The following is a 13,944-nucleotide window of genomic DNA, read 5'->3' on the forward strand; positions in this document are numbered from 1 at the left end:
TCACCTCTTTCATTCAAATTCGTATGACATTGCGGACAATAAATACAATGGTGCCGTTTCAGTCCGCAAGATGCGCGGACCTAATGCAATCGGCAGAAACCCTTCAGAACGGAGATTTTCAGCTTCTGTTCTCGATAACCCGCCTTCTGGTCCGAATACAACTAGCACCGTTTGTTCATGATATACATTTTTTAGACGGTCAGCAATTTTATGAGGCTCTCCACTTTTCGCATCCTCTTCATCTGCAAAAAGTAAGACGTCAAATTTCCTTGATTCCACAATCAATTGCTGAAATGATAATGGGTTTCCCACTTCAGGAATAACGGTTCGATGACATTGTTCTGCGGCCTCTTTGGAAATTTTGCGAAGCCGTTCAACTTTTTTATCACCTTTTTTTTCATCCCACTTAACAATGGATCTCTCAGCTTGGAATGGTAGAATCCCCGACATACCAAGCTCAGTTCCTTTTTGAACAATTAAATCGAGTTTGTCGCCTTTTGGCAGACCACAGGCAATTGTTACGTTAACAGGCATTTCGTTAGACTTTAGTGCATTGCCGGTACGCAAAATCACTACACCATCCGGTAGCAATTCAGTAATTAAAGAAATAAAAGCCTTCCCGTTCGTAACAGCAATGACATTATCGTCGACATTCATCCGCATGACACGAGTGATATGTTTTCCATCATCGCCCTTTATTGTCGCGATCCCTTCATCATCAAAAGGGGATTGCAGAAAATAGCGTTGCAAATTGTTACACGCTCCTTTTTCTCGCAATAATAGCAACCCAGTCTTCCATAAGGACAGACTCTATAATCTCAAATCCTTTACTCACTAGGTCATCCTTTACCAAGTCCCGTTTCTGGCCGATAATTCCCGAAACAATAAATAGGCCATCCTCCGGTAAAATGGTATAAGCATCTTGTGAAAAGGAAATGATAACTTCGGCCAAAATATTTGCAATGATAATATCAGTCGGTTCTTTTACAGACTCTAGTAAATTACCGTGTACCACTTCGACCGTTCCTTCAACGTGATTCAACTTGATGTTATCTTTTGCGGCTACTACTGCGACTTGGTCCAAGTCTAGCGCATGAACCCGTGATGCACCTAAGAGTGCCGCACCGATGGCGAGTACTCCTGAACCAGTTCCTACATCCACAACTGTGTAGCCAGGTTTAACGTATTTCTCAAGCGCTTGCAGACACAGTACTGTTGTTGGATGTGTACCTGTCCCAAAAGCCATTCCCGGATCAAGCTCAATAATCAATTCATCAGACTCAACCGGAACGTATTCTTCCCATGTTGGTACAATTGTAAAGCGGCCAGAAATTTTAACAGGATGATAGTACTTCTTCCATGCAGTTGCCCAATCTTCTTCATCGACTTCATTCATCTGAATAGCATTTTTACCGACATCCAATCCGAATTTTGACAAACCTTCGATTGACAGTTCAATATCTTTGACTGTTTCTATCAGAAAACTATTAACAGGTAAATATGCCTTTAAAATGACTCCCTCCAAAGGAAAATCATTTTTGTCCAGTGCCCATATTTCACCGTACTGGTCTTCGTGGATTCGATCTGGTTCCGCTGAATCCTCTATAACGACCCCACTTGCACCAGCTTCATGTAAAATATTTGCTACTGCTTCAGTTGCTTCATGTGTCGTATGAATAGATACCTCTGACCACTTCATATGAATTCATCCCTTTCAGTCGCCTTTGATTGATCGTTTGATTTTATCGAAAAGAGAACTTGAATACTCATCAAGAGAATCCCCACTAATCGCCGCAAACTCACGCATAAGTTCTTTCTGTTTTTCCGTCATTTTCTTAGGCGTCGTCACTTTTACAATAACGTGCTGATCTCCGATTCCACGACCATGGACGTTTTTAACACCTTTGCCTTTCAAACGGAAACGTGTTCCTGTTTGAGTACCAGCAGGTATTTTCAAATTCACTTTTCCTTGTACAGTTGGAACTTCGATTTCATCACCAAGAGATGCTTGCGGGAACGAAAGATTGAGTTCCAGATAAATATCATCGTCTTCTCTGATGAATTTCTCATGTGGCCTCACACGGAATACGATATACAAATCTCCTGAAGGTCCTCCATTATGACCTGGTTCACCCTGTCCGGATACGCGTAACTGCTGACCATCATCAACACCTTCAGGGATTGTCACTTTAATTTTTTTCTTTTTCGTTACTCTACCTGCACCATGGCAAGTCGAACATTTTTCAGGAATAATTTTACCAGTTCCTTGACAATGGTGACATGCTCTACGGTTTACCATCTGACCGAGCGGCGTGTTTTGTGTAACGCTGATTTGCCCTGAACCACTACAATGTGTACACGTTTTAGCTGACGTTCCTTTTTTAGCACCTGAACCATCACATGTATCGCATGTTTCTTCTTTCGGTATTTCAACTTCAGTCTCCTTACCGAAAACTGCCTCCATAAAGTCAATATTCATCGAGTATTGAAGGTCATCCCCTTTACGAGGGGCGTTCGGATCACGCCGACGGGTATTCCCACCGAAAAAACTACTGAAAATATCATCAAAACCGAATCCGTCAGCGCCACCTCCGCCACCAAATCCTTGATTTGGATTTGTATGGCCGAATTGATCATAATTTGCTTTCTTCGAATCATCACTCAGCACTTCATATGCTTCAGTCACTTCTTTGAATTTCTCTACTGCATCATCTGCTTTGTTCAAGTCAGGATGGTATTTCTTTGAAAGTGATCGATAGGCTTTCCTAATTTCATCTTTTGAAGCGGACTTTGACAAGCCCAATACGTCATAATAATCTCTTTTACTCATTATTTCACTCTCCCGAAATACTTTGGCATGTTTACTATTGTATCACTACGAACTTAAAAGCGTAAGCGTTCAGTGAGCTCCGAAATGCAGGATAGATGCAGTTCATTCCCCTTCCGCTATATTAGCTTAAAGGGCTAGCCGCTGCTGCTTGGACTCGGCAATAAAAACCGAAAAAGCCAAAGCCGGAATATCGGACTTTGACTTTTCCGTCAACAAATACTTTTATTTAGTTTCTTTGTCGTCTACTTCTTCAAAATCAGCGTCAACTACGTCGTCGTCCTTAGGCTCAGAAGTGCCTTCAGCACCTTCAGCGGATTCAGCTGCAGCTTGCTCATATAATTTCATTGACATTTGTTGGACAAGTTCATCCAATTTTTCTTTTTTCGTACGAATTTCATCATAATCAGCAGCTTCTAGTGCAGCTTTCAACTCTTCCTTAGCTTCTTCCACACTCTTCACATCTTCTTCGGAAACTTTTCCTTCAAGATCTTTTAATGTCTTTTCAGCCATGAATACGAGTTGGTCTGCTTCGTTTTTCAAATCTGCTTCTTCTTTACGTTTTTGGTCAACCTCAGCATTCGCTTCAGCATCTTTCACCATACGTTCGATTTCATCATCAGTTAGACCCGAACTTGCTTGGATTGTAATATTTTGCTCTTTTTGAGTTCCAAGATCTTTCGCTTTAACTGTAACAATCCCGTTTTTATCGATATCAAAAGTAACTTCAATTTGAGGAACTCCACGTGGAGCCGGTGGAATATCCGTCAATTGGAAACGACCTAGCGTTTTGTTGTCCGCAGACATTGGACGTTCGCCTTGCAAAACATGAATATCTACAGCCGGCTGGCTATCCGCTGCTGTTGAAAACACTTGTGATTTGCTAGTTGGAATCGTTGTGTTACGTTCGATTAGTTTTGTAAAGACATTACCCATTGTTTCAATACCTAGTGATAATGGTGTTACGTCTAATAGAACAACGTCTGTAACATCTCCACTTAAGATAGATCCTTGTACAGCCGCACCAAGTGCAACTACTTCATCCGGGTTGACGCCTTTATATGGCTCTTTACCTGTTTCTTTTTTAATAGCTTCTTGAACCGATGGAATACGAGTTGATCCACCAACGAGAATTACTTTATCAATTTCAGATGCAGCAAGTCCAGCGTCTTTTAACGCTTGGCGTGTTGGAACCATAGAGCGTTCAACAAGGTGAGCAGTCAATTCATCGAATTTCGCACGAGAAAGTGTGACTTCTAGGTGAAGTGGACCTGCATCTCCTGCTGTAATGAAAGGTAGTGATACTTGTGATGATGTTACGCCTGAAAGGTCTTTTTTCGCTTTCTCAGCAGCATCTTTCAAACGTTGCATTGCCATTTTGTCTTTTGACAAATCAATACCGTTGTCTTTTTTGAATTCCTGAACGAGGAAGTCAATGACTACATCGTCAAAATCATCTCCTCCAAGTTTGTTGTCTCCAGCAGTAGATTTAACTTGGAATACGCCATCGCCTAGTTCTAGGATCGACACGTCGAACGTACCGCCACCAAGGTCATATACAAGAATTGTTTCGTCTTCATCCGTTTTATCGAGACCATAAGCAAGCGCCGCTGCAGTTGGCTCATTAATAATTCGTTCGACTTCAAGTCCAGCAATTCTACCTGCATCTTGTGTTGCTTGACGTTGTGCATCGCTGAAGTAAGCTGGAACAGTAATAACTGCTTTTGTTACTTTTTCACCTAAGTATTCTTCTGCATACCCCTTCAAATATTGAAGAATCATCGCTGATACTTCTTGAGGTGTATATTCTTTGTCTTCTGCTTTAACTTTGAAATCAGTACCCATATGCCTTTTAACAGACATGATTGTGTTCGGGTTAGTGATTGATTGGCGTTTAGCAACTTCTCCAACTTGACGTTCGCCGTTTTTAAACGCTACGACGGATGGTGTTGTACGGTTACCTTCTGGATTTGGAATTACTTTCGGCTCTCCGCCTTCATAAATTGCAACTACTGAGTTTGTTGTCCCTAAGTCAATACCAATAATTTTGCTCATAATCAAATTCCTCCTATTAAATAGTGCTTCTTTTATTGTAATTCTTCTTAATCGTTAACTTTAACCATTGCTGGTCGCAGTACTCTGTCTTTCAACATATATCCTGCTTGCAATTCTTCAAGTACGATACCTGCAGGTTTATCTTCATCTTTTCCAGTCATAATTGCTTGATGGAAATTAGGATCGAACTCCTGATCGAGTGCTTTGATCTCAACGAGACCCTCTTCTTCAAGAGCTTGGACAAATGTACGGTATATCATATCTAATCCCGTCATCATCGTTTGGACTTCTTCTGTTTTTGCTTCAACAGTCAATGCCCGTGAAAAATTATCTAGAACAGGAATAAGATTAGTTACTACATTCTGAGCACGGTATTTTTGAGCTGCTTCTTTATCAAGGGAGACCCTTCGTTTGAAGTTTTCATAGTCTGCCAGTAATCTCAACCGTTTGTTCTCTTCTTCATGTAGTTTTTCTGTCAGTTCTTGCACAGTAGTGTCATTCCCGTTTTCTATGATTTCAATCGAATCCACATTTTCATCTGAATTGATTGTTTCAATTCCATCTTCAAGCGTTTCATTTACTGATTCTTCTTTAACTTCAATTTCATCATTTACATTTGTCATTGGTCGTTCCTCCCTGCCGTTCCGCCGCCTATTGTCAACCTTGCCAATTCACTGGACAAATCACTGCTCATTAAATCGAGCATAGTAATGACTCTTGCATAATCCATACGTTTTGGTCCGATAATCGCGATGGAACCCGTCATATTGTCGCCCGCTGAATACGTAGCTGTAATCACACTGTAATCTTCCATGGCATTGTGATTATTTTCAGAGCCGATGCGGACATGGATACCTGTCATACCTTCTTGGAAAAACGTCATTGCCGGTGCAGCATTATCCATCAGTTCGAAAAATGTTTTCATCTTATGGATATCATTGAATTCAGGTTGTTTCATCATATTCATTTTACCGCCAAAAAACAGCCGTTCTTCCGGTGCGATTGATATCGCCCGTTGGAATGAGGCGAATAAGTCGCCAGCGTGATGGATATGACGTTCCAATACCGTTTTCGTTTCCTCGACTAGCATTTTTTGAATATTAACAAGCGGTGTGCCAATCAGTCGTTCGTTTAGGATGTTCACCATTTTTTCAATATCAGACGCGGTGAATCCTTCCGGTACATTGAAAAGCTTATTCTCAACACGGCCATTGTCTGTAACGATAATAGCGACAGCCGTCTTCCGATCTAATGGAACGATTGAAAAACGTTTCACTGCATGTAGTGAAGTGTCTGGCCCAAGAAGAATCGAAGTGTAATTGGTCAAATCGGAAAGAATTGTTGCAGATTTACGTATCAACTCTTCAGTTTCGACAATTTTCTCTCGAAAAACAGATCTCAAATGGATACTGTCTTCCATGTTTAGCTTTTCTGTAGTCATCAAATGATCGACATAAAATCGGTACCCTTTTTCAGATGGTATTCTACCGGATGAGGTGTGGGTTTTTTCAAGATAACCCATCTCTTCAAGATTAGCCATTTCATTCCTAATTGTCGCGGGACTGAATGGAGCTTCCGGCTTTTTGGATAGCTGCCTTGATCCGACAGGTTGTGCGGATTCGATGAAATCGTCAACCGTCAGTTGCAATATAAGCAATTGTCTGTTCGTCAACATAGCCATCACTCCTGTTAGCACTCTATAACTACGAGTGCTAATGCTACTGATAATTTAACAAATACAGATCGTCGTGTCAACGAATTGACTCACGATTATTTAAGAAATTGTTGAAACACATCATTTCCCCTGTAAACACCGTGCTCTGTTAACTTGACGGTATCATCCAATTGCATGACAAGTCCGTCTTCAATCAGAGATTGCAGCGTTTCACCGTATACATTTTCAAGCGATTTCCCAAATTTCTTTTGAAATAATGAACGAGAAACGCCATTTGATTTGCGTAATCCAAGAAACATCTCTTCTTCCATTGCTTCTGTTTCTGTAACTAGATGTGTTTGTTGTAACGGCCTATTACCCGCAGCTGTCTTTTCAATATATTTTGCAATCGGTCCAATGTTTGAATACCTGGTTCCATTTATATAACCATGTGCACCAGCACCGATCCCTGCATACGTTGCGTTCTCCCAGTAGATGAGATTATGAATTGATTCTTGACCAGGTATTGCAAAATTACTAATTTCATAACGATTTCGTCCATGGCTTTCCATATGTTCAATTAGCATCGTGAACATTTCTGTTTCGATATCTTCCCCTGGCAGCGGCAATTTGCCTTTATTCATCAAGTTATAAAACACTGTTTTCGGCTCGACAATAAGGGAGTATCCTGAATAATGAGGGAGGTCAAGCGCAGTCGCCTGTATAAGCGTATCTTGCCATTGAGCGATAGTTTGTCCCGGTAACCCGTATATTAAATCAATACTAATATTGTCGAATCCTGCTTTTCTAGCTTCTCCAACAACTCGTTCAGCATCACCTGGACTATGCGTCCTCCCGATCTTCGTCAACAATTCCGCGTCAAATGATTGTACACCGATACTCAGTCTATTTACGCCGCCATTTTTCAGAACAGCTAACTTCCCGAATGTCAGTTCATCAGGATTTGCTTCAGTAGAAAATTCTTTTAAAGAACTAACATCAACATATTCATGAATGATTTCAAGCAATCGTTCGAGTTGTTTTTCAGATAGTGAAGTCGGTGTTCCGCCTCCTAAGAAAACAGTTTCGACTTCTTTAAATGAAATCCCCTCATTATGCATGATAGATAGTTCCTGTCCTATCGATTCGATATATTCATCTACAGGCTGGTTCTTGAAAAATACTTTATTGAAATCACAGTAATGACAAATTTGATGGCAAAACGGAATGTGGATATACATGCCCCTCATACCGTCACTTCCTTTCTTTAGTAAGAAAAACTCAAAATATTGCTCAAGGAATCCAGTCTTACATAATACAATATGCTGTGTCTCTCAGCGACAAACCGAGGTAGTATCGACTCAAAGATCTAAGCTTTATCGTTTAGACACGGAAAAAAGAGGGCTATACGCCCTCTATTCCATTTAATAATTAATCTTCATCCATTTTCAATACTGCCATAAATGCTTCTTGAGGAACTTCAACTGAACCTACTTGTTTCATACGTTTTTTACCTTCTTTTTGTTTATCAAGAAGTTTACGTTTTCGAGAGATGTCCCCTCCGTAACATTTAGCCAAAACGTTTTTACCCATCGATTTGATTGTAGACCTTGCAACAATTTTTTGACCGATTGCTGCCTGCACAGGTACTTCAAATTGTTGTCTAGGAATTAGTTTCCGCAATTTTTCAACAATCGCTTTTCCGCGGTCATATGAGAAGTCTCTATGCACAATGAAACTGAATGCATCGACATGTTCTCCGTTTAAGAGGATGTCCATTTTTACAAGTTTCGATTGTTTATAACCAATCAGTTCATAGTCGAGTGATGCGTACCCTTTTGTACCAGACTTCAACTGATCGAAGAAATCGTAAACAATTTCCGCGAGTGGCAATTCGTAGATGATATTGACACGAGTCGAATCCAAATAATCCAACGTCATGAAGTTACCACGTTTATGTTGACACAGTTCCATAACGGAACCTACATACTCATTTGGCACCATGATTGATGCTTTTACATATGGCTCTTCGACATAATCGATTTTTTGTGCGTCTGGCATCATTGCAGGGTTGTCCACTTTCATTTCAGAACCGTCTGTCAAGACAACATTGTATATAACACTTGGCGCAGTTGTGATCAAATCGATATTGAATTCTCGTTCAATACGCTCTTGAATAATTTCCATATGCAAAAGGCCTAGGAATCCACAACGGTATCCAAATCCAAGTGCTTGAGACGTCTCCGCCTCGTACTCAAGTGCAGAGTCATTCAACTCTAACTTCTCAAGTGCGTCACGTAGTTCATTGTATTTCGATGTATCAATTGGATACAGTCCGCAGAACACCATTGGATTCATGCGTCGATAACCAGCCAAAGGTTCGCTTGCCGGGTTTTTCACACTTGTAATCGTATCTCCTACGCGTGTATCCCCGACATTTTTTATGGACGCCGATAAATAACCGACGTCGCCGACAGTCAATTCATCCCTAGGTGATATTTTCGGAGTAAAGACTCCTGTTTCTAGGACTTCGAAATCCTTACCAGTCGCCATCATATGGATCTTATCTCCTGGCTTGACGGATCCTGCCATGATACGAATATTTACAATAACTCCTTTATAAGGATCATAATGAGAGTCGAAGATTAACGCTTGTAATGGAGCGTCCGGATCGCCTTGTGGGGCAGGGACTTTTTCAACGATTTGTTCCAGAATATCCACGATTCCAATACCTGCTTTTGCAGAAGCAAGAACCGCTTCTGATGCATCCAGTCCGATTACATCTTCAATTTCTTTTCTAACACGTTCCGGATCTGCTGCTGGTAAGTCAATTTTATTGATGACGGGTAATATTTCAAGTTCATTATCAAGTGCCAAATAAACGTTTGCAAGTGTTTGCGCTTCAATCCCTTGTGCCGCATCGACAACGAGGATTGCACCTTCACATGCCGCAAGACTTCGCGACACTTCATATGTAAAGTCGACGTGTCCAGGCGTATCAATCAGATGGAATGTATATTCCTGCCCGTCTTTCGCCAAGTACGTCAACTGCACTGCATTTAATTTAATCGTGATTCCGCGTTCTCTTTCAAGATCCATCGAATCCAACGTTTGGGTCTTCATTTCCCTAGATGTTAACGTTTGAGTCTGTTCCAGAATACGATCCGCCAATGTTGATTTCCCGTGATCGATATGGGCGATAATAGAAAAATTCCGGATGTTTTTTTGACGTGCCGCTCTCTGTTCATGATTCATGTAAGTTCACTCCTATTTTAACTATATGAATTATAGCAGATATCCGTTCACCTTTACATATATTTGTGTTAAAACCTTTAGGGAACAGGCTTGAGAATGATTCAACCTGATAATTTTTGTACTGTTTTATATGGTTTTATATAAATCATGGCATCAAAATTACTTATCATCCAGAAATGAAATAGCCCATTTTTATGAAGTCTTTTCTATGTCGGACTATTTCATTTTTATTAACTATAAAATCGACTTTCTCTATTCTTAATCACACAATCAAAATCTTACCTATAATCCATTCTTTTAACCGCTCGATTTCCCCCTTATATACTACATTCCCCCAATACTTCTACTCACAGTTTAGAAACGAGTGAAGTATCTATGAATTAATCGAAGTGTAGCTCGTAATCGTTGCCTAGCAACTACCCAGCGCTTGTTCAACGAGCTGAAAATCCATCTAAACAGTTGCTACTCTGCTTTCACCCAGTCAATTCTCCGGAAATCTAATGGCACCAGCGATTGACGGGTTCTGGTACATATTAGCAAACCAAATGCGTACGATTTTGCAACGTTTATGGATGGCTGAACGGCATTGCGTACATAGATAACAGTTAAGTTGTCACATTGATAGCAAAGAAACGTTAGCAGAAGAACAATTTGTATTTAACGAAATACTCAGCGTGAAAGGGTGAAACCAATGAAAACACGACCTTATTTAGATTTCAGCATTTCCGGTAAACCGTCACTCTCATTTCGATGTTCCGTAATTGGATTAACCGGCATGAATGGTTTCGCTACCTGTTGGACATTTTGTTAATAGTTCCACGATTTTGCCGAATCATACATCTGACTTTTCCACCGACTGCTATGTGGATTCCAAGACACTTGTAAAGGGCTATGAATACGCTGCTGACCGATTTGTAGTTATTACAGAATCCGAACTAGAAGGATTGAATAGTGACATCGGGGAAAAAGCAGTAGGGATTGCGGAGTTCGATGGCAACGATACTCAGAGCAATTAGGCGAAATTTCACAATCAACTAAAAAAGGGGCTGTCTCAATTTTCATTTGAGACAGCCCCTTTTTATGAATAGGATATACGATTTCCCATTCACCATCGGCATTAACCAGTAACTTTGATAGTTCTTGTATTTACAAACAAATGCCTGTTATGCTTTTGGAGGTGTTCCTTCAGCGTTTGATACAACTGCTTCGATTTGGACTAAAGCATCTTTAGGTAGAGCTGATACGCCAAGTGTTCTTCGTGCAGGAACACCGCCTGGGAAGAATGTTGTGTAAACTTCGTCTACAGCATCAATATCTGTGATATTTTTAAGGAAGATATTTACTTTAACCACATCGTCCATAACGTGGTCTATACTTTCTAAAATTGCCTTGATATTTTTTAAGCACTGTCCAGCCTGCTCTTTTACACCGCCAGCTATCATTTCACCAGTTTTCGGGTCCAAAGGTAATTGAGCTGAAATGTGATTGTAATGAGAAAACGCTACAGTTTGTGTAGATAGAGAACTCTTTGGTGCATTTTCAATGTTGTTTGCCTTTATGATGATTCCATGCCTGTCTTCAATAGCTTGTGGGGGTGTACCATCTCCGTGTGACACCACTGCTTCAATTTGTACCAAAGCATCCATTGGTAAAGCTGAAGCTGCAACTGTTGTCCGTGCAGGTACATAGGCTGCGGCCCTGGCGATAGCCGTGTCTGGGAAAAATGTTGTATAAACTTTGTTTACGACTTCAATATCCGAGAGGTTTTTAAGGAAGATAGTAATTTTAACAATATCGTCAAAAGGAACGTCGATACTTTCTAAAATTGCTTTGATATTTTTTAAGCACTGTCCAGCCTGCTCTTTTACACCACCTGTAACCAATCTGCCTGTTTTTGGATCGATAGGCAATTGAGCTGAGAGATAATTGTAGTGAGAGAAAGCCACGGTTTGTGTAGATAGAGGACTTGTAGGTGCATTTGCCGTGTTGTTTGTAAGCTTTATAAGGTCGCCTGCTTGTGGAGCGTTTGGAATTGAACCTTCACCGTGAGAAAGAAGTGCTTCAATTTGCACCATAGCATCCATCGGCAAAGCTGCAACTTCAACTGTTGTACGTGCAGGAACATAAGTTGGGAAGAATGATTTATAAACTTCATCTACAGCGTCAACATCTTTTATATCCTTAACGAATACCGTGATTCGAACAATATCGCTCATAACATGATCGATGCTGTCTACAATTGCCTTGATATTGTTAAAGCACTGTTCAGCTTGCTCTTTTATACCACCAGCTACCAATTTACCTGTTTTTGGATCGACAGGCAATTGAGCTGAAAGATTATTGTAATGAGAGAAAGCTACGCTTTGTGAATATAGACCGTTACCGTTCGGAGCATTCTCCGTATTTTTTGCTGATACTGCGTTATAACCGCTCATGAAAGTATTCCCCTTTTAGATAATTTTTTTAATTACGATTATCCCCTTTTACATGTAAAACTATATAGTAAGTATACCCATTCCAAGGACGATGACCGGTATTTTTTTCTTTCTTGGACGAAAATCGTGAGTAAACGACGTTTCAAACAAACTAGACAACGCAATCGCAAAGCAACATTACAAACAAAGTTTACAACATGCTAAACAACGCTCACTCAATACCCCAAAACCCGAAAAGGATACCCCTCTATCGGAGTGTCCTCTTAAACTATTTCTGCCAACAGCAGCTCATATATGCGCTTCATCTCTTCCTGCATCGTCCACTGATCGACCGCGAGCCATCTGCAATGGATGGCATTTCCTTCAAGCCTTGTCATTCCAGCTTTCAAGCCTTCTTCGACCCGCAATGTTTCTTGTATTGCACGCACATCGACATCTGCAGCTTTCGGTGATACGAGCCAGATCGAGCCGATATACATGGCAGTTTCCAGTACACCGATATCACCAAGTGCTGTTTCCTTTGGTGAGAAATGCAGAGAGTCAGAAGCAATTAATTCATCCTCGACAAAAATTTTGAAATTTGTATGGAACGATTGATAATCAAATATCTCACCGCGCTTTTCACGCCCTGGGGCAACGACTTCACCCCATAGTATGGTTGCATCGCGGGCGATTCGAAGTGTCGTGTCGCCTCGGAATTTCGCATCTACAAATGGAATAATAACTTCTGGCATCCATTCGAGATGCGCCCGTTCTTCGAGTTCGACGTTAATGTTCTGCACACAAGTATCTCCTGTATACGAAGGATAGATCTTTAAAGCGGACTGCTGAATCAATCTTACACTGCTATCCGTTGCAAGTTTCACTGTAATGTCATTCCGATCCCCGGCAACCATCCCGCCAGATGACTCCATTATGTAGACGGTCGCTTTTGGGTCTTTTCCTTCGTACAGTTCTCGACTCGCCTTCAATGGCGGCTGCTGGAAAACGTGGGGCATGCGCGTGTAACCCCTTCTCGGTTCGAACTCTAAATCGAGTTTTCCGTGATGAATTGCACGGGATGGGCTATGCATTTGAACCAGCGGATCCCGCACCTTCTAATAGCATATTGTGCTTGATCCATGCGACAACTTGATCGACGTTTTTTTGTGTTCTTACATCAGTGAAAATGTACGGACGTCCGTTACGCATTTTTTTCGCGTCGCTGTCCATAAGATCGAGATCAACGCCAACGTATGGTGCAAGGTCTGTTTTATTGATCAATAATAAATCGGAACGCGTCAAAGCAGGTCCGCCTTTTCTCGGAATATCTTGGCCCTCTGCAACGTCAATTACGTAAATATAGCCGTCAACAAGCTCTGGGCTAAATGTAGCGGACAAGTTGTCGCCACCGCTTTCCACGAAAATAATATCAAGGTCTGCAAAGCGATTTTTCAGCTCATCGATTGCTGCAAAGTTCATCGAAGCATCTTCGCGGATTGCCGTATGCGGGCAACCTCCTGTTTCAACGCCTACAATGCGATCCTCTTCAAGCACGCCGCTATTTATTAAAAACTGAGCGTCTTCACGTGTGTAAATATCATTCGTAATGACCGCTACATTATATTCTTGATGCATCGCACGTGTAAGTTGATCGACAAGCGAAGTTTTGCCCGATCCAACTGGTCCACCGATGCCGATACGTACTGGTTTCATTTAGAAAAACTCCTTTCAATTCA

At 41.1% G+C, this 13,944-nt stretch carries 12 protein-coding genes; 1 reads left to right on the forward strand and 11 read right to left on the reverse strand.

Features of this window, described 5'->3' with window-relative positions; translation table 11 throughout:
* Positions 1-9 precede the first annotated feature (9 nt).
* From AC1TO4_RS10420 to lepA, 8 genes are all read right to left on the reverse strand, one after another.
* Positions 10-786: a 16S rRNA (uracil(1498)-N(3))-methyltransferase gene (locus AC1TO4_RS10420; RefSeq protein WP_482105265.1), complete on the reverse strand. Its 777-nt coding sequence runs from the start codon at positions 784-786 to the stop codon at positions 10-12.
* Positions 755-1,699: a 50S ribosomal protein L11 methyltransferase gene (prmA, locus tag AC1TO4_RS10425; protein WP_482100758.1), complete on the reverse strand. Its 945-nt coding sequence runs from the start codon at positions 1,697-1,699 to the stop codon at positions 755-757. The genes AC1TO4_RS10420 and prmA overlap by 32 nt, the downstream gene beginning before the upstream one ends.
* Positions 1,700-1,714: 15 nt before the next feature.
* Positions 1,715-2,830 carry a molecular chaperone DnaJ gene (dnaJ, locus tag AC1TO4_RS10430; protein WP_482100759.1) on the reverse strand — a complete coding sequence of 372 codons (1,116 nt, stop codon included), beginning with the start codon at positions 2,828-2,830 and terminating at the stop codon, positions 1,715-1,717.
* 222 nt (positions 2,831-3,052) lie between these two features.
* Complete coding sequence (gene dnaK / locus AC1TO4_RS10435) at positions 3,053-4,882, reverse strand: molecular chaperone DnaK (RefSeq protein ID WP_482100760.1); 1,830 nt, start codon at positions 4,880-4,882, stop codon at positions 3,053-3,055.
* 47 nt (positions 4,883-4,929) lie between these two features.
* Positions 4,930-5,505 (reverse strand): nucleotide exchange factor GrpE, encoded by a 576-nt coding sequence (gene grpE / locus AC1TO4_RS10440; protein WP_482100761.1) that lies wholly within the window; start codon positions 5,503-5,505, stop codon positions 4,930-4,932.
* Positions 5,502-6,557: a heat-inducible transcriptional repressor HrcA gene (gene hrcA, locus AC1TO4_RS10445; protein WP_482100762.1), complete on the reverse strand. Its 1,056-nt coding sequence runs from the start codon at positions 6,555-6,557 to the stop codon at positions 5,502-5,504. The genes grpE and hrcA overlap by 4 nt, the downstream gene beginning before the upstream one ends.
* Positions 6,558-6,652: 95 nt before the next feature.
* A complete protein-coding gene (gene hemW, locus AC1TO4_RS10450) occupies positions 6,653-7,786 on the reverse strand; it encodes a radical SAM family heme chaperone HemW (protein ID WP_482105266.1) in 1,134 nt (377 codons plus the stop codon).
* Positions 7,787-7,967: 181 nt separating this feature from the next.
* Entirely contained in the window at positions 7,968-9,791 is a 1,824-nt protein-coding gene (gene lepA / locus AC1TO4_RS10455; protein WP_482100764.1) for a translation elongation factor 4, read from the reverse strand.
* Positions 9,792-10,570: 779 nt separating this feature from the next.
* Between lepA and AC1TO4_RS10460 the strand changes: the two genes are divergently transcribed.
* Positions 10,571-10,807: a hypothetical protein gene (locus tag AC1TO4_RS10460; RefSeq protein ID WP_482100765.1), complete on the forward strand. Its 237-nt coding sequence runs from the start codon at positions 10,571-10,573 to the stop codon at positions 10,805-10,807.
* A gap of 147 nt (positions 10,808-10,954) precedes the next feature.
* Here AC1TO4_RS10460 and AC1TO4_RS10465 read toward each other — a convergent pair whose 3' ends face one another.
* The 3 genes from AC1TO4_RS10465 to ureG all read right to left on the reverse strand — a co-directional run bounded on the left by AC1TO4_RS10465 (position 10,955) and on the right by ureG (position 13,921).
* Positions 10,955-12,226 (reverse strand): RidA family protein, encoded by a 1,272-nt coding sequence (locus AC1TO4_RS10465; RefSeq protein ID WP_482105267.1) that lies wholly within the window; start codon positions 12,224-12,226, stop codon positions 10,955-10,957.
* Between the two features lie 263 nt (positions 12,227-12,489).
* Positions 12,490-13,224, reverse strand: a complete 735-nt coding sequence (locus AC1TO4_RS10470; RefSeq protein ID WP_482105268.1) for an urease accessory protein UreD — start codon at positions 13,222-13,224, stop codon at positions 12,490-12,492.
* Between the two features lie 67 nt (positions 13,225-13,291).
* The gene (gene ureG, locus AC1TO4_RS10475; RefSeq protein WP_482105269.1) at positions 13,292-13,921 is read right to left on the reverse strand and encodes an urease accessory protein UreG; all 630 of its coding nucleotides are present in this window, start codon (positions 13,919-13,921) and stop codon (positions 13,292-13,294) included.
* Positions 13,922-13,944 lie beyond the last annotated feature (23 nt).

It is taken from the genome of Sporosarcina sp. Y838 (genome assembly GCF_056786515.1).

Excerpts from the sequence above, each read along its gene's own strand:
- grpE (WP_482100761.1), bottom strand. The coding sequence starts at position 5,505 with ATGACAAATGTAAATGATGAAATTGAAGTTAAAGAAGAATCAGTAAAT.
- AC1TO4_RS10465 (WP_482105267.1), bottom strand. The coding sequence starts at position 12,226 with ATGAGCGGTTATAACGCAGTATCAGCAAAAAATACGGAGAATGCTCCG.
- AC1TO4_RS10460 (WP_482100765.1), top strand. The coding sequence starts at position 10,571 with ATGGTTTCGCTACCTGTTGGACATTTTGTTAATAGTTCCACGATTTTG.
- hemW (WP_482105266.1), bottom strand. The coding sequence starts at position 7,786 with ATGAGGGGCATGTATATCCACATTCCGTTTTGCCATCAAATTTGTCAT.
- AC1TO4_RS10470 (WP_482105268.1), bottom strand. The coding sequence starts at position 13,224 with ATGCCCCACGTTTTCCAGCAGCCGCCATTGAAGGCGAGTCGAGAACTG.
- dnaK (WP_482100760.1), bottom strand. The coding sequence starts at position 4,882 with ATGAGCAAAATTATTGGTATTGACTTAGGGACAACAAACTCAGTAGTT.
- dnaJ (WP_482100759.1), bottom strand. The coding sequence starts at position 2,830 with ATGAGTAAAAGAGATTATTATGACGTATTGGGCTTGTCAAAGTCCGCT.
- lepA (WP_482100764.1), bottom strand. The coding sequence starts at position 9,791 with ATGAATCATGAACAGAGAGCGGCACGTCAAAAAAACATCCGGAATTTT.
- prmA (WP_482100758.1), bottom strand. The coding sequence starts at position 1,699 with ATGAAGTGGTCAGAGGTATCTATTCATACGACACATGAAGCAACTGAA.
- ureG (WP_482105269.1), bottom strand. The coding sequence starts at position 13,921 with ATGAAACCAGTACGTATCGGCATCGGTGGACCAGTTGGATCGGGCAAA.
- hrcA (WP_482100762.1), bottom strand. The coding sequence starts at position 6,557 with ATGTTGACGAACAGACAATTGCTTATATTGCAACTGACGGTTGACGAT.